Consider the following 23,647-nt stretch of genomic DNA (forward strand, 5'->3'; position numbering starts at 1 on the left):
CGGTATTTTCTTCCCGCCGTTTCACGGCCGAAACGTTTCGGCGCGATTTCCGGCCGAGACCGGGCAGTCGATTTGACTTTCTCCTGTCGCGTCAATGGTTTCCGGGCGATGGCACACGTTTCGCTAAACGAGGGCCACCAGGGAGAAACATCATGCGACTCATCGACTGCGTAGACAGATGCATGGCCAGGCGCGCTCCGCTCGTGCTCGCCGCCTCGCTCGCGCTGCTCTTTGCCGCCTCCGGCGCCTCGGCGCAGGAAGCCGCACCCGCCGCCTCACCCGACGTGGCGGTCGCCACCCTCGCGGACGCGCCGTCCGCAGCGGTGACGCCGCCGCCGACGGTGGCCACGGCCGACACCGGCACGGCCCCCGCCCCCGCGGCCATCCCGTTTACGCAAGCAATGGGCGTTCCCGACGCGACCGCCTCGAGCGACATCGCGCTCGACGACCAGGTGCTCTCGCGTCAGCGCGGCGGTGCGGTGGGAATGATGATGGTCGCCGCCACACCGCAATTCATGCGCGGCAACGGCGTGACGCTGTGGGACGAAATCGCCCCGCCCGCGCCGCTGCCTGTCCCCGTGGATGCCGCGCGCACCGCGCAGAGCAACGTCACGACGTATCAGCGCAACGGCAACTAGGCGCAGTTGAGAGCCACTGGGCGCGGCATCGTGAGCCACGCGCTCACATCGTCCGCCCGTTTTCGAGGAACCGACATGACCGCCTCACTTCCAGCGCCGCGCCGCGGCGTACCGCTTGCCGCCCTGCTGTGCGCGCTCGGATGCGCTGCCGCCGCGGCGGCAACGCCCGCGGCCGCGCAGCAACTCATGCAGCCCAGCACGCAGCCGGGCAATCTCGTGATCGAACGCACCATCACACCGCGCGACGCGTTCGTGCCGGTGCCGAAGAGCCAGGACCCCATCGCCGTCCAGGTGGAGACCTTCCCGCGCGCCACGTTCGACGGCGCGATCGCGTCCATGGCCACCGACCTCGATCTGAACGGCGCGCACGGCTCCGGCGGCATCGCCGGCGGCGGCGTGCGCTCCACGCTCGCGAGCGTGGGCGGCATGGGCCAGGTGTTGGGCGCCACGGGCAACTCCGTTCCGGTCGGCGCAAACGCGGCGGCGGGCGCCGGTCTTGCCGGCCTCGGCAGCTCAATTGCACAGACCGTGACGAGCGCGCTGTCGCCGCTCGGCGCCGCCCTGGGAGCCGCGAAATGAGCACGTCGCACCTTCTGCATCGTCTTCTCCTCGCGAGTGCCGCACACCGGCGCGCGGAACCAGGGCGCGCTGCCGGCGGCACGGTCGGACGCGCCCTCGGCCGCACGCTCGTGGCCTGCGCCGTGGCGGGCGCGGCGAGCGCGGCCAGTGTCGTCGCCCACGCGCAGACGGCGCCGGAACGCGTCGACGCGCTTTCCGTGATCGGCAGCGCGGCAGTTGCCGGCGCGGTGGGCGTGGTCGCGGTGAATCAGGCGAGCGGCCTCGACAACGTTCAGGCGAACCAGGCTGTGGTCACGACCGGGTCGACGCCCATCGATCTCACGGCAAGCGCGCAAGGCGCGAGTGCCAATGCGCGCGCCACGAACGCGGCCAGCGTGATCGCGAGCAACGCATTTTCCAATACCTCCGGCGTGATTCAGCTGAATCAGTCGGCAGGCGTAGCGAATCTTCAGCGGAACAGTGCCTTGATCGGTTCTGCTCCGGGTGAAGCGGAGATCGTATCGGATGGGGTGCTATCCGCTACGACCGCCAACGGCAGTGGGCTGGCGAGATCCGTGGGAAGCCACGACGTGCGCGAAGCGTCCATCGGTGCGGGCGCATTCAAAAACGTCAACGGCGTCCTGCAGATCAACCAGACAGCCGGAGCAGGCAACGTCAGTTCCAACAGTTTTGTGCTCCGTCCCCCGGCGGGCACCTTTTTTTAACTTGATGTCTTTCGGAGCGTAATCATGAAACGCACTCTCATTGCAACGGCTGTTCTGTCGATGATGGTCACCGGCGCCTATGCGGGCGAACGCAATTGCGGATCCGGCTGCGACCCGGCCGAGCTCTTCACGGCCACCAACATCTACACCGACATCGGCGAATTCGGTTTCATCACGCTGCGCGGTCACGTCGACGTGGCGGCCAGCTCGGGCGCGACGGTCAACAACTCGCAGAGCGTCAACATCGGCGGCGTGGACATGCAGGGCCCGCCGCAGTCGTACACCAAAGGCAGCATCACGACGGCCGTGAACACCACGCGCCGCTGGGACAACGCAAGCGGCAGCGGCAGCAGCTGGAGCGTGAGCGACTCGTACAAGAACGATAGCTATGCGTACAACAACACGCACACGAGCACCTCGAACTGGTCGAAGAGCGCCAGCTTCGTGAAGGGCGGCGGCTTCGCCTCGGGCATCTCGGCCAACTATGGCGGCTACCAGTACGCGAACACGCATCAGTCCGCCAACGGCTTCATCGCCGCGGGCTTCATCGCGGGTCTGGGCGGCGGCCCCGGCGTGATCTTCGGCGGCGTCGCGGCAGGCTTCGCGGGCGCCCTCAACACGCACGAGTCGTCCAACTTCGGCGGCGGCTTCCATGGCAGCGCGAACGGCTACGACGTGGCATGGGGCGGCTTCGCGGCAAGCGGCCAGAGCAGCGCGACGCACACGAACAGCGGCAGCGGCTCGTTCACGTCGAACGACTACTCGGCGCACGCTCACGCCTACGGCTGGAACCGCAACTACGCCGAAGACGCCGGCAGCGTGACGGTGACGGGCGCAGTCACGGAGCACATCGACACGCGCAAGACGACCACGATGGCCGCGACGATCGACACCGGCGCGCTCGCAGGCGCGCAGGGCAACATCGGCGTGAACATGGCCACGGGTGCCAACAACGCGCAGTCCAACGACGCGGCGCTCGCCAACATGGACGTGGGCCCGGTGTTCGGCAGCGCGCAGATCTTCTCGACGCAAAGCTCGTCGGGCAAGGCGAAGGTGGGTCCGCTCAACTTCGTGGCGTCCGTTGGCTCCGGCGTGCTCGCCGGCGCGTCGGGCAACGTCGGCGTGAACGTGGCGTCGGGTGCGGGCAACGTGCAGAACAACAGCCTCGCCGTGTCGTCCACGACGGTCTCGAGGAGCGATCCGCGCCGCAGCGGCAACGGCGGCGAAGTCATCGCGAGCGACCAGAACTGCCAGACCGCCGAAGCCGGCGTGAAGGGCAGCTTCACCGGCTCGTCGTACCTCGGCGCCGGCGCGCTCGTGGGCGCCACGGGCAACATCGGCGTGAACATCGCGTCGGGCGTGGGCAACCTGCAACACAACGGCCTCGCAGTCGCGAGCGTGGTATCGCACTAAGCCACCTCCCACCGCAGGCAACAGCACTGCACGGGGAAAACCGGCCGGCCTCGACATCGGCGTCGAGGCCGGTCCGGACCTGATGTCGAGGCCGGCAGGCCCGCATCACCAAGGGGGACATCATGTTCGTTGGAACGAGCAGGGCCGCTGCTTTGTCCGCGCTGGCACTGGCCGTCTCATGCGTCGTGCCGCACGCGGTGCGCGCGCAGTCTTCCCTCAACATGAACGCCGCGGCCGGCGTGCCCTTCAACGTGAAGGTGCGCTCGGTGCGCGAGCTGCGCTACAGCCACATCGTCACCCAGCAGTTCGATTACAGCTGCGGGTCCGCTGCGCTTGCCACGCTGCTCAAGTACGGCTACGGCATCGACATTCCCGAAAGCGAACTCATCGCCCGCATGATGGCGTTCTCGACACCCGAGGTCGTCGTCAAGAACGGCTTTTCGATGCTCGACATGAAGAAGTTCGTCGAGACCATCGGGCTGCGCGGCCGCGGCTTTCGCGTCACCTCCGAGGCGCTTTACCACCTGCAGATCCCCGTGCTCGTGCTGATGAACAGCGACGGCTACGAGCACTTCGTCATCGTCAAGCACGCGGAGTACGGCCGCATCTTCGTCGCCGACCCCGCGCTCGGCAACCGCATCGTGCTCGAAGACGACTTCGTGAAGAAGTGGAACGGGCTCGTCTTTGCCGTCGTCGGCAAACCTTTTCTGGAGGACTCTCCGCTTTTGCAGGGCAACGAATCGCATGCGCTCAAGCTGCGCCAACGTGCGCTGGAAGACGGAACCGCAGCGATTCCCTTCGTAGAGTTCGGTCTGATCAAGGCAGAGTTGTTCTGACTCGTCATGGATAGAAACCTTCTCACCGCCGGCTGCGCGTTGTGCCTCACCACGCTCGGTCTGGCTTCGGTCGCCCATGCTGCCGGGCAAGGTTCGACCGTTTTCGACAACGTCCCGGCGCTCAGGCTTCAAGCCGTGGACGACAACGTGCTCGCCGCGCAAACCGGTAAGGGCCTGGCTGGAGACATCATCTCGGGGGTCGTGGTGGAACTGCTCTCCAGCTGGAAGATGCCGAACGGGGCCACGGCCGTCGCGCAAGGCACGCTCTCGCTCGTGACCGGCAAGCTCAACCAGGTTGCCGCCCAGGTGAGTTCGCAGGCTTCGGTCACGGAGCCCTGGCACAACGCAAACAACGCGAGCAACGGCAACAATGGCGCCAATCCGAACGCAGGTGCCACGGGCGGCGAGAACGCCAGCGTGAACGGCGTTTCGCAGATCACCCAGATCGCGGGCAACGGCAACATCGGCAGCAACCAGGCCGCCATCGACTTCAATGCGGCCACGAACGCTCACACGTCGCCCGTCGCCGGGAACAACACGACCTCGGCTGCCGCCAGCAGTGCCGACGGTTCGGTCAAAGCCGGCATCACGTTCGGCAGCGGCGGCATCAAGGTGGCCCTGCAGACTCCCGCAGGCATCGCCACGCAAACGGTTGCGCCGACCAACGCCCAACAGGCGAGCATGATCGGCCAACTCCTTCAGATCGCAGGCAATAACCAGCAAGTGGCCAACCAGCTGCAACTGCATCTGCAGACGCAGCCGATGTCGGCCGACGCGCTACGCCAGCTCGGCGTACTACAAGCCCTGCAAAACGGTGTGAGGAGATAAGCGGGCAGCCGGCCCGCACGCGCGTCACCGAAGACGCGCGGCAACAGCAGCACACGGAAGAAGAACGCAGCCGCGCACGCCCAAGGAGACCAGTGCTGCGCGGCCGCAACACCGGGGGACCAATAATGAACAGCTTGCAGAGGACCAGGGGGCCGCGCATGGCGTTGGCGGCCATTCCGGCAGCAGTGATGCTGCTGGCCATATCGCAGGGAGCAGGCGCGCAGGCGCTTGCGCAACAGTCGGTGGAAGATCGGCTCAACACGCTGATGCGTGTGGTCGACGAGCAGCAGAGGCAGATCAATTCGCTGGAGCGCCAGGTGACGGATCTCCAGATGGCACAACGCGGACGCGGCCTGCCGGGCGCAGGCGCCGCGCCCGCCGACAACGGCGCAGCCGACAGCACGGCTGCCCAGCAGCCCGGCGCGGACGGCCTGCCGGTGCCGCTGCCGCCGCTCGCGCAGATCAATCCCAACGCGAATGCGCCGGGCAGCAGCACGGGCACGGCCACGGGCGTGCCCGTCACGCCGCCGGTGCCCGAAGGCGCGAGCGCCAGGACCGCAGGCACGGGCGAGACGCCGGGCGCCATCGGTCAAACCCAGAAGGCCGCCGAACCCGCCCGCACGCAGGCCGAAGAAGCCGTCGTGCAACGCGAACACGCCCCGCTCTTCGACCACAAGCTCACGCTGGACTGGGGCATCAACGACACCTATTACGATCGCCGGCAGCTGCAGCTCTCGGGCTTCCTCGCGCTCGACGCGATCTTCCTCGGCAACATCAACCTGGGCGAGACGAAGTCGCACCAGGTCATGTCGGATCTCGACGTGCGCTACGGGCTCACTGACCGCATCAGCATCGATGCGGACGTGCCCTACATGTACCGCACGAGCAACTTTATCGTGGGCGGCGCCGGCGGGTCGGCGAGCACGATGTCGGATGCGTCCGCCAGCTCGCATGCGCTCGGCGACGTCAACTTCGGCCTCTACTATCAGTTGCTCAAGGAAACCGGCAACCTGCCCGACGTGGTGGCGAGCCTGCGCGTGAAGGCGCCCACCGGCACCTCGCCCTTCGGCATCAAGGTCGTGCAGGTGGATGCGAACAACACGAATCTCGTTGCGCCCACCAAGCTGCCCACCGGCACGGGCTTCTGGAACATCACGGGCGGTCTTTCGGTGCTGAAGACCTACGACCCGGTCGTGCTGTTCGGCAGCTTCTCGTACACGTACAACGTGGCGCGCTCGTTCGCGGACATCTCGTCCGTGGTCGGACAGACGCAGCCCGCCACCGTCAAGCTGGGCGACGTGATCCAGTTCGGCGGCGGCGTGGCGCTCGCCTTCTCGGACAAGGACTCGGCGAGCGTGGCCTACACCATGGCGCTGGAACCGGCCACCGAAACGAAGGCGCCCGGCGGCGCCTGGTCGAAGGTGCCGGGCAGCGAAACCACCGCCTCGGCGGTGACGTTCGGCCTGAATCACGTGGTAAACAAGCATCTGACCATCAACGGCTCGGTGTCGATCGGTCTCACGCCCGATACGCCGAACTTCGTGGTTGGCGTGCGCTTTCCCTACACTTTCTGATGTAAGAGGCTCACCGTGCGCGAATCACCCCACTTGAGCGGTACAGTTACGTCGTTAGCGGGCTCGGGTCCCCGTCTCGTCACGACGAACCCGGACAAGATCGAAGCGCAGCGCCACAAGAACACGCCGCCCGCACGAACCGAGGACATGACACCTTTGACGACTGCTCAGGCCGAACGCTTGCTGCTCTACGTCGCGCGCTCCCCCGACGACGACCTGGCGGCACACCTGAAGAGCCGCGGCTGGAACATTTCCATCGCCCGCTCCACCCACGACGTCGCGCGGCTCGCGAGGCCCGACGCAACGTGCGCGGGCATTGTCGATCTCACGAGTTTCGCCGCGCGCGACATTGCCGGGCTCGAGTCCGCGTTGCGCCAGCAGCAGATCGGCTGGATCGCGCTCGCCAACAACGAGCGGCTCGCCGACCCGGAAGTGCGGCGCCTGATTCGCCACTACTGCTTCGACTACGTGAAGATCCCGGTTGCCAATGCAACCATCGACTATCTCGTCGGCCACGCCTACGGCATGGTCACGCTTTGCGACCTCGACTTCGTGGCGGGCGTCGCCACCGCGGGCGACGACGAAATGGTGGGCACCTGCGAGGCGATGCAGCAGCTCTTTCGCACCATCCGCAAGGTGGCAAACACCGACGCGACCGTCTTCATCTCGGGCGAATCGGGCACGGGCAAGGAACTCACGGCCCTCGCCATCCACGAGCGCTCGCAGCGTCGCAAGTCGACCTTCGTGCCCATCAACTGCGGCGCGATTCCGCATCACCTGCTGCAGTCCGAACTTTTTGGCTACGAGCGCGGCGCGTTCACGGGCGCGAACCAGCGCAAGATCGGCCGCGTGGAAGCGGCGGACGGCGGCACGCTCTTCCTCGACGAGATCGGCGACCTGCCGCTCGAAAGCCAGGCGAGCCTGCTGCGCTTCCTGCAGGAAGGCAAGATCGAGCGGCTGGGCGGCCACGAGTCGATTCCGGTGGACGTGCGCATCATCTCCGCGACCCACGTGGATCTTGAAGCCGCGATGCGCGACGGCCGTTTTCGCGCCGACCTCTTTCACCGCCTCTGCGTGCTGCGCGTGGACGAACCGCCGCTGCGCGCGCGCGGCAAGGACATCGAGATCCTCGCGCATCACATCCTGCACAAGTTCAAGACCGACAGCGCGCGCAAGATTCGCGGCTTCACGCCTTCGGCCATCGAGGCCATGTACAACTACAACTGGCCCGGCAACGTGCGCGAACTGATCAACCGCGTGCGCCGCGCCATCGTGATGGCGGAGAACAAGCTGATTTCGGCCGAAGACCTCGACCTCGAGCACTTCACGGCGCAACAGACCATGACGCTCGCGCAGGCACGCGAGGCCGCGGAGAAGCGCGCCATCGAGTCGGCGCTGCTGCGCCACCGTCACCGGCTCAACGAAGCGGCCACCGACCTCGGCATCTCGCGCGTGACGCTGTACCGGCTGATGGGCGCGCACGGCCTGCGCGACGCGAGCGCAAGCGACGAGAAGACCCTGTTCGGCGGCGAAGCGGAAGGACGCGAGTAACGCCGCGCACGCGGGCGGGCGACGAAGGGCGGTCGGTTAGAATCGAGAGATTCACGACTGCCCTTCCTGTTTTCATGACGACGCTCACCCTGATCGTGGCGCGCGCGCGCAATGGCGTAATCGGCCGCGACAACCAGCTGCCCTGGCGGCTGCCCGAAGACCTCGCGTTTTTCAAACGCACCACGATGGGCGCGCCCATCATCATGGGGCGCAAGACGCACGAGTCGATTGGCCGGCCGCTGCCGGGCCGGCGCAACATCGTCGTCACGCGCGACCCGGCGCGCCGCTTCGAAGGCTGCGACACCGTGACGAGTCTCGACGCCGCGCTCGCACTCGCCGCGCGCGACGGTGCCCCAGAAGCCTTCCTGATTGGCGGCGCCGAGCTTTATCGCGAAGGATTCGAGCGCGCGCAGAAGCTGATCGTCACCGAGATTGCTGCGGACATCGCAGGCGATACCACCTTCCCGGCGCCGGACCCGGCCACGTGGAACGAAGTCTCGCGCGAAGCGCATCGGGCGGCGGCGCCCAATGACTTCGAGTTCGCGTTTGTGGTGTACGCGCGCAAGCCGGCGGCTTGAGGCGTATTCGGAAAGAAGAAGCGGGGAAGAAGAACCGCAGGGAAAGCGAGCGGCCGTGCGCGCCGCTCGCCGATGGGCCGCGACGTGCCGCGGCCCGTATCAACTACTCGCCTCGCGCAGGCCAGCCCGCTCTCTTGCGGTTGATTGTACGTTGCTGTACGCGCTACTTACTGCCCGGCCACCGTCATCCGTTCGATCAGCACCGAACCGGTCTGCTTGGTGCCGCGCACGATGGTGTCCGCGCCCACCGCGACGATGTTGCGGAACATCTCCTGAAGCGTGCTCGCCACGGTGATCTCTTCCACCGGATACTGAATCTCGCCGTTCTCGACCCAAAAGCCCGAGGCGCCGCGCGAATAATCGCCCGTCACGTAGTTCACGCCCTGCCCCATGAGCTCGGTGAGCAGCAGGCCCGTGCCGAGCTTCTTCAGCATCGCCTTGAAGTCGTCTTCGGGCCGCGTTTGCGTGCTGAGCAGCGAGACGTTGTGCGAGCCGCCCGCGTTGCCCGTGGTCTGCATGCCGAGCTTGCGCGCCGAATAGGTCGAGAGGAAATAGCCTTCCACCACGCCGTCCTTCACGACCGAACGCTGCTTCGTGCGCACGCCTTCTTCGTCGAACGGCGCGCTGCCCATGGCGCGCGGCACATGCGGGTCTTCGACGATCTGGATGTGCGGCGCGAACACGGGCTTGCCGAGGCTGTCCACCAGAAACGAGGTCTTGCGGTACAGCGCGCCGCCGCTCGTGGCCTGCACGAACGCGCCGAGCAGGCCGGACGCGAGCGGCGCCTCGAACAGCACCGGCACCTTGCGCGTATCGAGCCCGCGCGCGCCCATGCGGGCGAGCGCCCGTTCGGCGGCATAGCGGCCCACGGCCTCGGGCTGCGCCAGTTCCGCTGCGCTGCGCTTCGACGAGTACCAGTCGTCGCGTTGCATGTGGCGGCCTTCGCCGGCAATCGGCGCACAGGCGATGTAGTGACGCGAATACGGATAGCCGCCGAGGAAGCCCCGCGTGGTGGCCAGCACGAACTGCGAGTGCTGCGCCGACACGCTCGCGCCTTCGGAGTTGCGGATGCGGGGATCGGTGGCGAACGCGGCCTCTTCGGCGCGGCGGGCAAGCGCGACGGCCTCGTCGGCGGTGAGGTTCCACGGATGGTAGAGGTCGAGGTTGCGCGGCGCCGTTTCGAGCAACTCGGCTTCGGCGAGTCCCGCGCAGTCGTCTTCAGCGGTGAAGCGCGCGATGTTGTAGGCGGCCGCGACCGTGTCTTTGAGCGCCTGCGAGGAGAAGTCCGAGGTGCTCGCGTTGCCGCGCTTGTTGCCGATGTAGACCGTCACGCCCACCATCTTGTCTCGGTTGTGCTCGATGGTCTCCACTTCACCGCGCCGCACCGACACCGAGAGGCCGTCGCCTTCGGAAATCTCGGTGCCGGCGTCGGTCGCGCCGAGCGCCTTCGCGTGGCGGAGGATGTCCGACGCGATCTCCTTGAGTTCGTCCTGGGTATGCGGGAAAAAGCGTTGCCGGGCTTCGATGTCTGCTGCCATTGTGTTTGCTGTCCGGGTTCGGGGCCTTGGGCGGCCCGGGAGTGATGTGCGTGGCGATTTCGTCACGTATCACGCGATCATAGCAAGGTCCGCGCAAAGACATGCGCCGTCGGCTGGCTGCCTTGGCCGGCGCGGCTCTCCGGCGCGCCGGCGAACGGCGCGAGCGCTGTCCCGGGGCGCCCCCACGCTACAATACGGCCCATGACACGCAAAACCCGCATCCAACCTATCCACGCCGCAGTCGAGGAAGACGACGACAACGGCTACGACCGCCCCAGCAAATCGCAACTGAAGCGTGAAATGCACGCGTTGCAGGAGCTGGGCAAGGCGCTCGTCGAGCTGCCGAAAGACGCGCTCAAGCGCATGCCGATGCCCGAACATCTCGCCGATGCCGTCGCCGAGGCGCGCCGCATCACCGACCACGAAGGCAAGCGCCGCCAGTTGCAGTACGTCGGCCGCGTGATGCGGGGGCTGACCGACGAAGAAACCGGCGCGCTGCGCACGGCGCTCGAAACGTACCGCGGCGTGAACCGCGCGGCGACGGCGCAACTGCACTGGATCGAACGCACCCGCGAGCAACTGCTCGCCGACGACGCCGCGTTCACGGCGTTCCTGCGCGAGCATCCCGCGGCGGACGCCCAGGAAGGCCGCACCCTGATCCGCAACGCGCGCAAGGAAGCGCAGCTGGGCAAGCCGCCCCGCTACTTCCGCGAGCTTTTCCAGTGGATCAAGGACGCGAGCGGCAGCGCAGACGACGACACCGGCGAAGCCTCCGAAGGAACCGACGATGACGACTCCCACGCGTAACCATCCCGACGAAATCGTGATCGGCCTCGTGTCGATCAGCGACCGGGCGACGAGCGGCGTCTATCAGGACGAAGGCATTCCGGCGCTCACCGCGTGGCTGGGCGCGGCGCTGAGCTCTCCCTGGCGCGCCGAAACGCGGCTCATCCCCGACGAGGCCGCGACCATTTCCGCGACGCTCGTGGAGCTGGTCGACACGGTGGGCTGCGACCTCGTGCTGACGACGGGCGGCACCGGCCCCGCGCGGCGCGACGTGACGCCCGAAGCCACGCTCGCGGTAGCGACGAAGGAAATGCCGGGCTTCGGCGAACAGATGCGGCAGATCAGCCTGAATTTCGTGCCCACCGCGATTCTCTCGCGCCAGGTCGCGGTGATCCGCGAAAGCCAGACGTCGGCAACGCACGCGGCGTTGATCGTCAACCTGCCTGGCCAGCCGAAGTCGATCAGGGAAACGCTGGAAGGTCTGCGCGACGAGACCGGCGCCGTGAAGGTACTGGGCATCTTCGCGGCCGTGCCGTATTGCATCGACCTGATCGGCGGCCCGTATGTGGAAACCAACGACGCCGTCGTGGCGGCGTTCCGGCCGAAGAGCGCGCGGCGAGCGCCGCGCACGGCGTAGCGGCCGGCATGGCCCGTTCAGAATGGGCGGATGGCGTGTCCGCTCATTTTCGGGCTCATGTGTCGGCCTGTTTGCCGCCTCATTCGCCCGCTTACTTGTCGACCTGCGCGGCGCTTGCGTCGATGGCAAGCGAGTCGCTCGCCGCCGGAATCAGGAAGTGCTTGCGGTAGTACTGAAGTTCGTCGATCGACTCGTGGATGTCGGCGAGCGCGGTGTGCATCGCGCGCTTCTGGAAGCCCTTGTAGATGGCCGGCTGCCAGCGGCGACACAGTTCCTTCAAGGTGCTCACGTCGAGGTTGCGGTAATGGAAGAAGCGTTCCAGTTCCGGCATCCAGCGCGCCATGAAGCGGCGGTCCTGGCAGATCGAGTTGCCGCACATCGGCGACTTGCCCGGCGGCACGTATTGCGACAGAAACGCGATGAGCTGTTCCGTGGCCGAAGCCTCGTCCACCGTCGAGGCGCGCACCCGGTCCGTCAAGCCCGAGCGGCCGTGCGTGTTGCGGTTCCACTCGTCCATCTTGCCGAGCGTCTCGTCGCTCTGATGGATGGCGAGCACCGGCCCTTCGACCATCTTGTCCAGCGTCGAATTCGTGACGACGACGGCGACCTCGATGATGCGATCGTTGTCGGGATCGAGCCCCGTCATTTCCATGTCGAGCCAGATGAGGTTCATGTCGCTGCGCGCGAGCGCGGGCGGCGTGACGGAGTCGAGAATGTCAGTCATGAAAGCAACCTTGTGTGTCGCGGGGTGCGGGGCGCACCGGCCGGTCGGCGAGAACATATAATTGTCGCATAGATACCACGGATTCCCCGGATGCCTACCCTGTACTTCACCGCGCTGTTCGCCCTCGCCGTGCTCGCCATGGTGGTCACGAAACTCTGGCTCGCCTCGCGCCAGATCCGCTTCGTCGCCGCGCACCGCGAGATCGTGCCGGACCAGTTCGCGATGGCCATCCCGCTTTCCGCCCACCAGCGCGCCGCCGACTACACGGTCGCACGCACGCGTCTCGGCATGGTCGAGATCGTGGTGGGGGCGGCGGTACTGATCGGGCTCACGCTGCTGGGCGGCGTTCAAACGCTCGACCTCGCGATTTCGGACTGGCTTGGCCGCGGGTATCTCGGGCAGATCGCGCTGGTGGCGGCCGTCGTCGCCATTTCGGGCATTGTCGAGGTGCCGTTCGACTATTACCGGCAGTTCGTGATCGAAGAGCGCTTCGGCTTCAACCGCATGGGCAAGGGCATTTTCTTCGCCGACCGCATCAAGGGCGTGCTGCTCGGTGCCGCGTTCGGCCTGCCGCTGCTGTTCGTGGTGCTGTGGCTGATGCGCCAGGCGGGCAGCGTGTGGTGGCTGTGGACGTGGGTGGTCTGGGTCGTGTTCCAGATGCTCGTGCTGGTGCTCTATCCCACCGTCATCGCGCCGCTCTTCAACAAGTTCGAACCGCTCAAGGACGATGCGCTGCGCGCGCGCATCGAAGGGCTCATGAAGCGCTGCGGCTTCGCGGCCAAGGGCCTCTTCGTCATGGACGGCAGCCGCCGCTCGGCACACGGCAACGCCTACTTCACGGGCTTTGGGTCGGCACGGCGCATCGTGTTCTTCGACACCCTGCTCTCGCGCCTCTCCGGCAGCGAGATCGAAGCCGTGCTCGCACACGAGCTGGGCCACTTCAAGCGCCATCACGTCATCAAGCGCATGATCGTCACCTTTGCGATCAGTCTCGCCATGCTCGCGCTGCTCGGCTGGCTTTCGCAGTGCGTGTGGTTCTACGAAGGCCTCGGCGTGCGGCCGTCGCTCATCGGCGACAACAGCGGGCTCGCGCTCGTGCTGTTCTTCCTCGCGGTGCCGGTGTTCCTGTTCTTCGTCACGCCGATCGGTAGCCTCAGTTCGCGCAAGCACGAGTTCGAGGCCGACGCGTTCGCCGCCACGCAAACCGACGCGAAGGACCTCGTGAATGCGCTCGTGAAGCTCTACGAAGACAACGCCTCCACGCTTACGCCGGACCCCATCTACACCGCGTTCTACTACTCGCACCCGCCTGCTTCGCAGCGCATCGACCGGCTGCTGCGGCACGCATGACACGGCGCGCACCGAAAGCGGCGCAGGGCGCCGCCGAGAGCCGCGCGCAGGGCAAGCGTCTGGAAGGACGCGTGATCGCAGCGCATGGCCGCCATTACCTCGTGGCCCCCGACGGCGGCGGCGCGGCGCTGCAGTGCTTTCCACGCGGCAAGCGCAGCGAGGTCGCCGTAGGCGACCATGTGACCTACGAGCCGACGTCCGTGGATCAGGGCGTGATCGTCGCCATCGGCGAGCGGCGCAACCTGCTCTACCGGTCGGATCAGTACAAGTCGAAGCTCTTCGCAGCCAATCTCGACCAGTTGCTGATCGTGCTCGCCACCGAACCGCACTTCAGCGAAGACCTGCTGGGTCGCGCGCTCGTCGCCGCCGAAGCGAACGAACTGAAGCCGCTCATCCTGCTCAACAAGACCGACGTCGCAGCAGCACTGCCGGCGGCGCGCGCGCGTCTCGAACGGTACCGCGCGCTCGGCTATACCGTGCTCGAGGTGTCGATCAAGACCGCGCCCGAGGCCGCGCACGCGGTGCTCGCCGAACACCTGCACGGCCATGCGACGCTGCTGCTCGGCCAGTCGGGCATGGGCAAATCGACGCTCGTGAACCTGGTGATTCCAGACGCCGAAGCCGCAACGCGTGAGATCTCGACCGCGCTCAACAGCGGCCGGCACACCACCACATTCACGCGGCTCTACCCGCTTGCGGGCGGCGGCGCGCTGATCGATTCGCCGGGATTCCAGGAGTTCGGCCTGCACCATCTCACAGAGGGGCGGCTCGAGCGCGCATTTCCGGAGTTCCGGCCGCTGCTCGCACACTGCCGCTTCTACAACTGCCATCATCTGCACGAGCCGGGATGCGCCATTCTCGCGGCCGTGGAAGATGGACGCATCGCGCGCGAACGGCATGCGCTCTACGCGCAGCTCGTTCACGAAGCAAGCCAGATCGTGCGTTGAGCGTCCCGTCGCCGCAACCGTCCGCCCACTCGCAGACATGCTGAAACTCACCAGCGCGCCGAACCTGCTGACGGCGCAACATTGGCTGAACGTACTGGAGACGGCCGGGATTGCTTGCCAGCTGCACAACCGCTATCTGAGCGGCGCGATGGGCGAGATTCCGGCCGAACAGTGCGCGCCGGAACTGTGGCTCGTCGACGAACGCGACGAAGTGCAGGCGCGCAAGCTGCTCGCGGCCGCGGTGAGCGGGCCGCCATCCGACGCTGCGCCGTGGCGCTGTCGCCAATGCGGCGAGACGCTGGAAGCGCAGTTCACGGTGTGCTGGCAGTGTGGGACGGCGCGCAATCCGCTGGACTGACTTGCATCCAGCGGCGCAGAGGCGGAAGAAAGAGGCTGAAGCGGTTCGACGGGCGCGGTGGGTTCAGAACCACATCGCGATGGTCAGCATGAGGAGCAGCAGCATCCACAGGATCACTGCCCGCCACACCAGTCCCACCGCGGATTGCAACGTGCGCGGCGTGCAATCGTCGCCAACCTGCAGCGGACCGCCGTCGCCTGTGGCGAGCGCGTCGAGGCTCGACGGCTCGGCGAGCGGTCCCGAAAGGCGTGCACCCAGTGCGCCGCTACCCGCGGCGAGCAACACGCCCTCGTTGGTGTCCGGCCACGTGTGCGCGTGATTGCGCCAGGCGTAAATCGCGTCCTCGAAGTTGCCGACAATCGCGAAGCCGAGCGACGTCAACCGTGCAGGCACCCAGTCGATCAGAAAGAACGCATTCTGCGCGAAGCTCGAAAACGCGGCGGTGCGATCGTCGGCGGGGCGCGACCAGGCGCGTGCCAGATATTCGGCGATTCGATACAACACCGCGCCCGCGGGCCCGATCGGCACGAGGAACCAGAAGAACACGCCGAACACGTGCCGATGCGATGCCACGACCGCGTGAATGAGCGTGTGGCGCACGATCTCGCCGACCGGCATGTCCACGGTCTCCATGCCGGTCCATTCGTTGAGAATTTCGCGGGCGCGAGGCACGTCGTCGCTATTCAGAGCGAGATGAACGTCCGTGAAATAGTGGCTGAACTGCCGGAAGCCGAGCGTGAAATACACGATCACGACATTCCACAGGAACGCCAGCACAAAGCTGATGCGATACAGCACGTAATAGACAAGCGCGACGGCGAGCGTCCACGGCAACACCACGGCGAGCCAGGCGAGCAGTCCATGCTTCTTCTTGCCGGCGTCGAACCCTTGCGCCGCGGACTCGGCGTGAAATTGAAGCAGCGCGGACACCGGATTGGTCGGCGACAGCGCACGCACCTGTTCGATGATGAGAGCCAGCAATACAGAGAAAAAAGTCATGCGACGCGCCGTGCAATTCGGAAGTTTGGAATTCTTTTATAACGATAGCACAGGGTCAGATGGGCCTGAATGCGCGCCGGTCGCGCCGCAACATCGAAACAACAACGGGCGCGACGTGTGCGGGCCATACGCGACAACGGCATACGGTTTCATGCCGCAAGAAAGCGGTAGAAGTTGCGCAACATGCCGGCCGTCGCGCCCCAGATGAAGTAGTGACCGCCGGTGCTGCCATCGCGCGGATACGGCATGGAGAAGAAGCGCCGCTCGCCGCCTTCCCAGCGAAATACGCGCACCTCGTGGTGCGCAGGGTTCATCAGGAAGTCGAGCGGCACTTCGAAGATGTCCGCCACTTCGAGCGTATCCGCCGACACGGTAAAAGGCGGATGCACGAGGCCCACCACGGGGGCCACGAGAAAGCCCGTACCGGTGATGTAGTCCGGCAAGGCGCCCAGCACCTCCACGCGCCGGGAATCCAGGCCCACTTCCTCGTTTGCTTCGCGCAGCGCGGTGGCAATGGCATCCGCGTCTTCGGGTTCGCGACGGCCGCCCGGAAAACTGATCTGGCCGGCGTGGTCGTTGAGGTGATCGGCGCGTTGGGTGAGCAGCACCGTCAGGCCCTCTTCTCGCACCACGAGCGGCACGAGCACCGCGGCGTCGCGCGGGTCGACGTCTTCGGTGAGGCGCGGCTCGAAGGGCTCAGGGGACCACAACAGACGTTGCTCGAAGCGCGCGCGCAGGCCGTCTGGCGTCAAACGGACAGACGGCACAGGCGGCAGGTCCGTGCCAGTCGACTCGACCGGCAGGTTTTCAGGCTCGAATACAGGACGGATCAACGGGTCTCCCGGAGCGGGCACCGGCGTGCGTGGTAGCGCGCTGCGCCGGATAGCGGACATCGCAGATGTCGCGCTGACATCTGCGTATATCGCTATTCTGACCTGGCAAACAAAAAAGCACCCTGGGAGGGTGCTTTTTCTTACAGCTTTTACTCTGCGGCAGCTGCGCGGTCTTTCGACACCAGCTTTTCCTTGATCCGGGCAGCCTTGCCCGAACGCTCGCGCAGGTAGTACAGCTTCGCACGACGCACATCGCCGCGGCGCTTCACGACGATGCTGGCAAGCAGCGGCGAGTACGTCTGGAACGTACGTTCGACGCCTTCACCCGACGAGATCTTGCGCACGATGAACGACGAGTTCAGACCGCGATTACGCTTCGCGATCACGACGCCTTCGTATGCCTGAACGCGCTTGCGGTTGCCTTCAACGACGTTCACGTTCACCACCACCGTGTCGCCGGGGGCGAATTCGGGAATGGTCTTGCCTGCGAGCACGCGCTCGATTTCTTCCTGCTCGAGTTTTCCGATGAGGTTCATCACTGACTCCTTAAGCCATCTTGTCGGCGTTCGTGCCTGTACCGGCTTGGACTGCATTCCGGCACCACGGCCCCGATAGAGGATGGGTTCACATCAGGCACCGTCCACGCATGGAGCAGCGCCGCCTTTCGCCTCGCCAGCGGGCGCAGAAGACGATGCCTTCCGCGCTTCCTTCGCGAGACTTGCGAGCCATGCCTCGTCGGCACGGCTCAACATCTTGTTCTTCCTGGCCTTCTCGATCAGATCGGGCCGTTTGTAGAGCGTGTTGCGTAGCGCTTCACGGCGACGCCATTGCTCGATTTCCGCATGATGCCCGCCAAGCAGCACATCCGGCACGCGCATGCCGTCGTATTCCTCCGGCCGCGTGTAATGCGGACAATCCAGCAGTCCGTCCACGAAGCTGTCCTGCACCGCGGACTGTGCATCGTTGAGCACACCCGGCAGTTGTCGCACGACGGCATCCATCAGCGCCATGGCCGGAAGCTCGCCGCCGGACAACACGAAGTCGCCGAGGCTCACTTCTTCGTCGACACAACGGTCGACAAGGCGCTGGTCGATGGCTTCATACCGGCCGCACAACAATACGAGCCCGGGCTGCTGCGCGAACTGCATCACGCGTTCGTGCGTGAGCGGCGCGCCTTGCGGCGACATCAACACGACCTTCGCACCGGTGATGCCCTGCTGCGCCTGAGCCGCCTTCGCCGCACCAATGGCGTCTTCGAGCGGCTTCGCCAACATCACCATGCCGGGGCCGCCCCCATAGGGACGGTCGTCGATGGTGCGGTAGTTGTCGGTTGTGAAATCACGCGGATTCCACGTACGCAATACGTAACGCTGCTGTTTCGCGGCGCGACTGGTGATGCCCCAGTCGGTCAGCGCACGGAACATCTCGGGAAAGAGCGTCACGACATCGAACTGCATCGCTCTCTCCGTTCAGCGAATCTTGTTCAATAGTCGGCTTGCCAGTCGACGACAATCCGCTTCGCCGCCTGATCCACCGATTTCACATAGACACCGACGAACGGAATCAGCCGCTCGCCGGTTACCGGCTTGCCGTCCTTCCCGGTGGTGGGATATTCGACCTGCAGCACCGAATGGGCGCCGTTATCGATCATGCTAGCCACCTTGCCGAGCACTTCGCCACCTTCGTTGACGACTTCAAGACCGAGAAGATCGACCCAGTAAAACTCGTCGGCTTCGAGCGCGGGAAACTCGTGGCGGCTCACATACACGCGGTGGCCACGCAACGCGAGGGCCGCATCTCGATCGGCCGTGCCGCCCAGTTGCGCCACCACGGCGTCGCCGTGCGTTTTTGCCAGCACGACCGCCGCCGACTTGCGCTCGCTGCCCTTTTCGAGCCACCAGCGCTTCGCGGCGAGCAACGCGTCGCCGCCGCGACCGGCCTGCGCGTGCGCCGCCACTTTGACCCAGCCTTTCAAGCCATACGCATCGACGATCGCGCCCACTTCTACCGCGTCGGACGGCCAGCTTTGTTTCGACTCGAGCCGCATGCCCGGCGCCTCTGCTGCGACTTGCGACTCGCCACGCGTTGCTTCGCGGGCGCGGCCGGGCTTGCGCACGAATGCACCGAACGGTGCCGCAGGCTCGCCGGAACCGGACGGCTGAACACGACGCTGGCTGCGCTCCGCTGGTCCAGCGCGCCCCGATTGCTCGGAATCACGTGCGGACATCAGCGAACCTCGCAGCCAGTTTCAATTGCCGGAGCACACTCGACCGGCCGCGCGTCGCAGCATTTGCGCGCCGCAACCGGGAATGCACAGCCACAAGCGCGGACCTCACGGAACCGGGCAAGCTCACGCAAGGGAATTACGCAGCCGGAGCCGCTGCCTGCGCCTTCTGCGCCTGCTTCACGAGACGCTCGACGGCGGGCGACAGCTGGGCACCCACGCCTTGCCAGTACGTCACGCGATCGTGCGCGACGCGCAGCGCTTCGCCCTTCGTCGCGACCGGATTGTAGAAGCCGACGCGTTCGATGAAGCGGCCGTCGCGACGGTTACGCGAATCGGTTGCAACGATGTTGTAGAACGGGCGCTTCTTCGAGCCGCCGCGAGCCAGACGGATGATGACCATACTTGAATCCTTGAAAACCGGGGGTTCGGGACCACTGAAACCGGCGATTATAGCCTGAAACCAACGCCATAACAAACACTTAACGGGGAATCATGCAAATCGGACTCTGACGGCAAGACACGCCCGGCCGCGCGAGCCGGCTCGCCGCTCTTACGGCCTTTGCCCGCGGCCTTCTGTGGCCCCACATGCCGGTCCCTATGCCGCGGCCATGGCCATCGCTGACTGCCTCGTTCCGGCGCGCCGCAACCCCTGCATGCCCTCTGTCCCGGCGAGACGGATTCTTCGACCGCCTCCTACGTCTGGCACCCTCCGCTCGGCGTAGAATTCGCCTCGGCTCGGAATCCCGAGCAGCGTGACGCAGGCCTGCGGGCCCGGCAGGCAGCGCTCCCAACAATCACACGTTCCCATGCCCACCGCTTCGAATTCATCGCGCTTTCGCTCCAAGACGCTCACTGCCGCTCTCGCCTTCTTCTTCGGCAGCATCGGGGCACATCGCTTCTATCTGTACGGCCCGCGCGACGTGTGGGGATGGGCGCATCTGCTGGGCACGGTGATCGGCATTCCCGGCTTTTTGCTGCTCGCCGCCACGCAGCGCGAGTCTGCGCTCGGATGGTCGCTTGCGCTGCCGGGCGCGGTGTCGCTGCTGGCCGCGTTTCTCGCCGCCATCGTCTACGGACTGCGCCCCGACGAGAAGTGGGACGCCCAGTTCAACCCGCACGCCGGCCGCCACAGCCGCTCAGGTTGGGCGGTGATCTTCGTCGTCATCTTTTCGTTGCTGATCGGCGCCTTCCTGCTGATGACGGGGCTTGCGCTCTCGTTCCAGACCTATTTCGAGTCGCAGGTCGAAGCTGCGAAGTCGATCTCACAGTAAGCGGACCACCGACGAGCAGAGACGACAACACACGACCAGGCGGCAGCGCTAGAACAGGTCGAGTTGCGGGTCGTCGGCCGCGCGCCGCAACACGACCGGTTCGCGGCGGAATTGCGAGATGTCCAGAATGCCGCGCCGCCGCTCGTTGAGACCGAGCCGCCGCACGGCCTTCTCGAAGCGCTGCCGCAGCAGATCGGCCCACGGCCCCTCGCCCTTCATGCGGCGTCCGAACGAGGAATCGTAGTCTTTGCCGCCGCGCATGTCGCGCACACGGCTCATCACGCGATCGGCGCGGTCCGGAAAATGCGCCGCCAGCCAGTCCTTGAACAGCGGCGCGACCTCCCAGGGCAGCCGCAGCACGATGTAGCTCGCGCTCGTCGCGCCAGCCTCGGCACACGCTTCCAGGATGTGCTCCATATCGGGCTCGGTCACAAACGGGATCACCGGCGCGATGCTGACGCCCACCGGCACACCCGCCTGCGTGAGCGTACGAATGGTGCGCAGGCGCCTCGCAGGCGAGGCCGCGCGAGGCTCCAGCGTGCGCGCAATACCTGCATCGAGCGTGGTGATGGTGATCGCGGCCATCACCTGGCCACGGTCCGCCATGGGCGCCAGCAAGTCCAGATCGCGCTCGATCAACGAGGACTTCGTAATGGCGGCGAACGGATGGTGGCGGTCGTGCAGCACCTCGATCACGCGACGCGTGAGCCGCAGGTCGCGCTCCACCGGCTGCCAGGCGTCGGTGTTCACGCCGAGCGCGATCGGCTCGGGCACATAGGACTTCTTCGAAATCTCACGCGCAAGCAATTCCGGCGCGTTGACCTTCGCATAGATGCGGCTTTCGAAATCGAGCCCAGGCGACAGGCCGAGATACGCGTGCGTGGGCCGCGCGAAACAGTAGATGCAGCCGTGCTCGCACCCGCGATACGGATTCAGGGAAATGCTGAACGGAATGTCCGGCGACTGGTTTCGCGTCAGGATGCTCTTTGCGTGCTCCTCGAACACCTGGGTCCGCAGCAGAGGCGGCGCGTCGCCGTCCGCACAGTCGGGGTGCGTCCAGCCGTCGTCGAACGCCTCGCGCTGGTCGACTTCGTAGCGGCCCTGCAGGTTGGTTACAGCGCCCCGCCCCTTGTGCGGGACGGGCGGAGCTACCGGGTACTCGGAATATTCAGCATCGGAATCGTTCACGGCGGCACACGACAAACCCGGACAAACCGGAATAAACGAAAAGCGGCCGCGCCATACGAGGCGGCCGAAGTACTGTACAAATATACAGTACTTCGGCCGTTTGTCGAGCCGTCCTTCGTGTCGCTTCGCCGGGCCGGTCGATCAATCGCCCACAGCGATCGTCAGCGTTTCCTTGATCTCTTCCATTACCACATAACTCTTCGACTGAACCGCGCCGGGCAGCTGCAACAGGATGTCACCGAGCAGCTTGCGGTAGTCCGCCATCTCACCGATACGCGCCTTGATGAGGTAGTCGAAATCACCTGAGACGAGGTGGCACTCCAGCACCTCCGGAATCTTCTGCACCTCGCGGCGAAACTGCTCGAACATGTTGCCGCTTTTGTGGTCCAGCGTGATCTCCACGAACACGAGCAGCGCCGCGCCCAGCATCTCGGGATTCACGCGCGCGTAGTAGCCCGTGATGACGCCGTCGCGTTCCATGCGCTTCACCCGCTCCGTGCACGGCGTGACCGAGAGACCGATCTGCTCGGCGAGGTCTTTCATCGCCATCCGTCCGTCCTGCTGGAGCAGTTTCAGGATGCGATGGTCGATGCGATCGAGAGTCCGGACGGGTTGACGTTGCGTGCGCATGGTTTTTCTACTAAAAACTGAAAAAATACAATAACAAAACCTACATGAACCGCAATAGCATAGCCGCAAATACTGGATGCACGCCATATTTCAAGTTTTTCCGGCCTGCGCATCGGTTTCCCTTTTCTGGATGGAGCAGCTATGCGAATCGTCGTTCTGGGCAGTGGCGTCGTCGGCGTGACGAGCGCCTATTATCTGGCGCGCGCCGGTCACGAGGTCACGGTGATCGACCGCGAAAGCGGCCCCGCGCTCGACACGAGTTTCGCGAACGCAGGCCAGATCTCGCCGGGTTATGCCTCGCCCTGGGCCGCTCCCGGCGTGCCGCTCAAGGCCGTGAAGTGGATGTTCCAGAAGCATGCGCCGCTCGCCATCCGCCTCGACGGCACGCGCTTCCAGTTGCAATGGATGTGGCAGATGCTGCAGAACTGCACGGCCGGGCGCTACGCCGTCAACAAAGGCCGCATGGTTCGCCTTGCCGAATACAGCCGCGATTGCCTGCAGGCGCTGCGCGCCGAAACGGGCATCCAGTACGAAGGCCGCCAGGGCGGCACGCTTCAGGTGTTCCGCACGCAGCAGCAACTCGAGGGCGCCGCGAAGGACATCACCGTGCTGAAAGACGCGAACGTGCCCTACGAGTTGCTCACGCCTGAAGAGCTGTCGCGCGCCGAGCCGGCGCTCGCCGCCGTGTCGCACAAGCTCACGGGCGGCCTGCGCCTGCCGGGCGACGAAACCGGCGACTGCCAGCTGTTCACCACGCGTCTGGCCGCGCTTGCCGGGGAACTGGGCGTGCGCTTCCGCTACAACACGGCGATCGACGGCCTCGCCGTTGCCGGTGGACGCGTTGCCGGCGTGCAGTGCGGCAGCGAACTCGTGCGTGCCGACGCCTTCGTGGTCGCTCTCGGCTCGTACTCGACGAAGCTGCTCTCGGGCATCGTGAAAATTCCCGTGTATCCGCTCAAGGGTTACTCGATCACGGCACCGATCGTCGATGCCAACGCCGCGCCGGTTTCAACGGTGCTCGACGAAACGTACAAGATCGCCATCACGCGCTTCGACGACCGCATCCGCGTGGGCGGCATGGCCGAGATCGTCGGTTTCGACAAGCGCCTGCGCGATGCGCGCCGCGAGACGCTCGAAATGTGCGTGAACGACCTGTTCCCGGGCGGCGGCGACACCTCGAACGCCACCTTCTGGACCGGTCTGCGCCCCATGACGCCGGACGGCACGCCGGTGGTAGGCCGCACGCCCATGCCGAATCTGTTCCTCAACACGGGACACGGCACGCTGGGCTGGACGATGTCGTGCGGCTCGGGCCAATTGCTCGCCGACCTGATGTCGGGCAAGCAACCCGCCATTCGTGCCGACGATCTCTCGGTTCATCGCTACCTCGGCGAAACGAGCGGCACGGGACGCCCCGCATACGCCTGATCGGCCTCGCGCGAGCCTCGCGCGATAAGT

Annotated in this window: 26 protein-coding genes; 16 read left to right on the plus strand and 10 right to left on the minus strand. The window is 65.8% G+C overall.

Annotated elements, in window-relative coordinates:
• The first annotated feature begins 152 nt into the window (after positions 1-152).
• From U0042_RS14205 to U0042_RS14245, 9 genes are all read left to right on the plus strand, one after another.
• Positions 153-638, plus strand: coding sequence for a hypothetical protein (locus U0042_RS14205; protein WP_114810236.1), 486 nt, complete (start codon positions 153-155; stop codon positions 636-638).
• A gap of 75 nt (positions 639-713) precedes the next feature.
• On the plus strand, positions 714-1,217 hold the full coding sequence (locus U0042_RS14210; RefSeq protein ID WP_114810235.1) for a hypothetical protein: 504 nt from the start codon (positions 714-716) through the stop codon (positions 1,215-1,217).
• A 122-nt stretch (positions 1,218-1,339) separates the two neighbouring features.
• On the plus strand, positions 1,340-1,921 hold the full coding sequence (locus tag U0042_RS14215) for a hypothetical protein (protein WP_232833301.1): 582 nt from the start codon (positions 1,340-1,342) through the stop codon (positions 1,919-1,921).
• 24 nt (positions 1,922-1,945) lie between these two features.
• Complete coding sequence (locus tag U0042_RS14220) at positions 1,946-3,334, plus strand: hypothetical protein (protein ID WP_157977798.1); 1,389 nt, start codon at positions 1,946-1,948, stop codon at positions 3,332-3,334.
• Positions 3,335-3,456: 122 nt separating this feature from the next.
• On the plus strand, positions 3,457-4,170 hold the full coding sequence (locus U0042_RS14225) for a C39 family peptidase (RefSeq protein ID WP_114810232.1): 714 nt from the start codon (positions 3,457-3,459) through the stop codon (positions 4,168-4,170).
• A 6-nt stretch (positions 4,171-4,176) separates the two neighbouring features.
• Positions 4,177-4,998 carry a peptidase C39 gene (locus tag U0042_RS14230; RefSeq protein ID WP_114810231.1) on the plus strand — a complete coding sequence of 274 codons (822 nt, stop codon included), beginning with the start codon at positions 4,177-4,179 and terminating at the stop codon, positions 4,996-4,998.
• Positions 4,999-5,156: 158 nt separating this feature from the next.
• The gene (locus U0042_RS14235) at positions 5,157-6,572 is read left to right on the plus strand and encodes a hypothetical protein (protein ID WP_114810230.1); all 1,416 of its coding nucleotides are present in this window, start codon (positions 5,157-5,159) and stop codon (positions 6,570-6,572) included.
• Positions 6,573-6,719: 147 nt separating this feature from the next.
• Positions 6,720-8,123 carry a sigma-54 dependent transcriptional regulator gene (locus U0042_RS14240; protein ID WP_232833311.1) on the plus strand — a complete coding sequence of 468 codons (1,404 nt, stop codon included), beginning with the start codon at positions 6,720-6,722 and terminating at the stop codon, positions 8,121-8,123.
• Positions 8,124-8,197: 74 nt separating this feature from the next.
• On the plus strand, positions 8,198-8,701 hold the full coding sequence (locus tag U0042_RS14245) for a dihydrofolate reductase (protein ID WP_114810228.1): 504 nt from the start codon (positions 8,198-8,200) through the stop codon (positions 8,699-8,701).
• A gap of 167 nt (positions 8,702-8,868) precedes the next feature.
• On the opposite strand, the gene pmbA is transcribed toward U0042_RS14245, so the two are convergent.
• On the minus strand, positions 8,869-10,239 hold the full coding sequence (gene pmbA, locus U0042_RS14250) for a metalloprotease PmbA (protein ID WP_114810227.1): 1,371 nt from the start codon (positions 10,237-10,239) through the stop codon (positions 8,869-8,871).
• 201 nt (positions 10,240-10,440) lie between these two features.
• Between pmbA and yjgA the strand changes: the two genes are divergently transcribed.
• Together yjgA and mog are read left to right on the plus strand one after the other, a co-directional pair.
• Positions 10,441-11,046, plus strand: coding sequence for a ribosome biogenesis factor YjgA (yjgA, locus tag U0042_RS14255; RefSeq protein ID WP_327205060.1), 606 nt, complete (start codon positions 10,441-10,443; stop codon positions 11,044-11,046).
• Positions 11,027-11,662, plus strand: a complete 636-nt coding sequence (gene mog, locus U0042_RS14260; protein WP_114810225.1) for a molybdopterin adenylyltransferase — start codon at positions 11,027-11,029, stop codon at positions 11,660-11,662. The genes yjgA and mog overlap by 20 nt, the downstream gene beginning before the upstream one ends.
• A gap of 91 nt (positions 11,663-11,753) precedes the next feature.
• Here the strand turns inward: mog and orn are convergent, their stop codons facing one another.
• Positions 11,754-12,386 carry an oligoribonuclease gene (orn, locus tag U0042_RS14265; RefSeq protein WP_114810224.1) on the minus strand — a complete coding sequence of 211 codons (633 nt, stop codon included), beginning with the start codon at positions 12,384-12,386 and terminating at the stop codon, positions 11,754-11,756.
• 90 nt (positions 12,387-12,476) lie between these two features.
• Between orn and U0042_RS14270 the strand changes: the two genes are divergently transcribed.
• The 3 genes from U0042_RS14270 to U0042_RS14280 are packed head-to-tail and all read left to right on the plus strand — an operon-like array spanning position 12,477 to position 15,041.
• The gene (locus tag U0042_RS14270; RefSeq protein WP_114810223.1) at positions 12,477-13,736 is read left to right on the plus strand and encodes a M48 family metallopeptidase; all 1,260 of its coding nucleotides are present in this window, start codon (positions 12,477-12,479) and stop codon (positions 13,734-13,736) included.
• Positions 13,733-14,683, plus strand: coding sequence for a ribosome small subunit-dependent GTPase A (rsgA, locus tag U0042_RS14275; RefSeq protein WP_114810222.1), 951 nt, complete (start codon positions 13,733-13,735; stop codon positions 14,681-14,683). The genes U0042_RS14270 and rsgA overlap by 4 nt, the downstream gene beginning before the upstream one ends.
• A 40-nt stretch (positions 14,684-14,723) precedes the next feature.
• On the plus strand, positions 14,724-15,041 hold the full coding sequence (locus U0042_RS14280; RefSeq protein WP_198665269.1) for a DUF2007 domain-containing protein: 318 nt from the start codon (positions 14,724-14,726) through the stop codon (positions 15,039-15,041).
• Between the two features lie 63 nt (positions 15,042-15,104).
• Here the strand turns inward: U0042_RS14280 and U0042_RS14285 are convergent, their stop codons facing one another.
• The 6 genes from U0042_RS14285 to rpsP all read right to left on the minus strand — a co-directional run bounded on the left by U0042_RS14285 (position 15,105) and on the right by rpsP (position 19,500).
• Positions 15,105-16,040 carry a CobD/CbiB family protein gene (locus U0042_RS14285; RefSeq protein ID WP_114810220.1) on the minus strand — a complete coding sequence of 312 codons (936 nt, stop codon included), beginning with the start codon at positions 16,038-16,040 and terminating at the stop codon, positions 15,105-15,107.
• 149 nt (positions 16,041-16,189) lie between these two features.
• Positions 16,190-16,873: a CoA pyrophosphatase gene (locus U0042_RS14290; protein WP_114810219.1), complete on the minus strand. Its 684-nt coding sequence runs from the start codon at positions 16,871-16,873 to the stop codon at positions 16,190-16,192.
• Between the two features lie 149 nt (positions 16,874-17,022).
• A complete protein-coding gene (rplS, locus tag U0042_RS14295; protein WP_017774609.1) occupies positions 17,023-17,409 on the minus strand; it encodes a 50S ribosomal protein L19 in 387 nt (128 codons plus the stop codon).
• Between the two features lie 93 nt (positions 17,410-17,502).
• Entirely contained in the window at positions 17,503-18,330 is an 828-nt protein-coding gene (gene trmD / locus U0042_RS14300) for a tRNA (guanosine(37)-N1)-methyltransferase TrmD (protein ID WP_114810218.1), read from the minus strand.
• A gap of 26 nt (positions 18,331-18,356) precedes the next feature.
• Positions 18,357-19,100 (minus strand): ribosome maturation factor RimM, encoded by a 744-nt coding sequence (gene rimM, locus U0042_RS14305; protein ID WP_114810217.1) that lies wholly within the window; start codon positions 19,098-19,100, stop codon positions 18,357-18,359.
• Between the two features lie 136 nt (positions 19,101-19,236).
• The gene (gene rpsP, locus U0042_RS14310) at positions 19,237-19,500 is read right to left on the minus strand and encodes a 30S ribosomal protein S16 (protein WP_114810216.1); all 264 of its coding nucleotides are present in this window, start codon (positions 19,498-19,500) and stop codon (positions 19,237-19,239) included.
• A 406-nt stretch (positions 19,501-19,906) separates the two neighbouring features.
• Between rpsP and U0042_RS14315 the strand changes: the two genes are divergently transcribed.
• On the plus strand, positions 19,907-20,371 hold the full coding sequence (locus tag U0042_RS14315; protein ID WP_114810215.1) for an NINE protein: 465 nt from the start codon (positions 19,907-19,909) through the stop codon (positions 20,369-20,371).
• Between the two features lie 48 nt (positions 20,372-20,419).
• Here the strand turns inward: U0042_RS14315 and U0042_RS14320 are convergent, their stop codons facing one another.
• The gene (locus U0042_RS14320) at positions 20,420-21,559 is read right to left on the minus strand and encodes a PA0069 family radical SAM protein (RefSeq protein ID WP_114810393.1); all 1,140 of its coding nucleotides are present in this window, start codon (positions 21,557-21,559) and stop codon (positions 20,420-20,422) included.
• 141 nt (positions 21,560-21,700) lie between these two features.
• Entirely contained in the window at positions 21,701-22,189 is a 489-nt protein-coding gene (locus tag U0042_RS14325) for an Lrp/AsnC ligand binding domain-containing protein (RefSeq protein ID WP_114810214.1), read from the minus strand.
• A 141-nt stretch (positions 22,190-22,330) separates the two neighbouring features.
• Here U0042_RS14325 and U0042_RS14330 point away from each other — a divergent pair, with 141 nt between their 5' ends.
• Positions 22,331-23,617 (plus strand): D-amino acid dehydrogenase, encoded by a 1,287-nt coding sequence (locus U0042_RS14330; protein WP_114810213.1) that lies wholly within the window; start codon positions 22,331-22,333, stop codon positions 23,615-23,617.
• The last annotated feature ends 30 nt before the right edge of the window (positions 23,618-23,647 follow it).

This window comes from Paraburkholderia kururiensis (genome assembly GCF_034424375.1).
Lineage (GTDB): Bacteria > Pseudomonadota > Gammaproteobacteria > Burkholderiales > Burkholderiaceae > Paraburkholderia > Paraburkholderia kururiensis_A.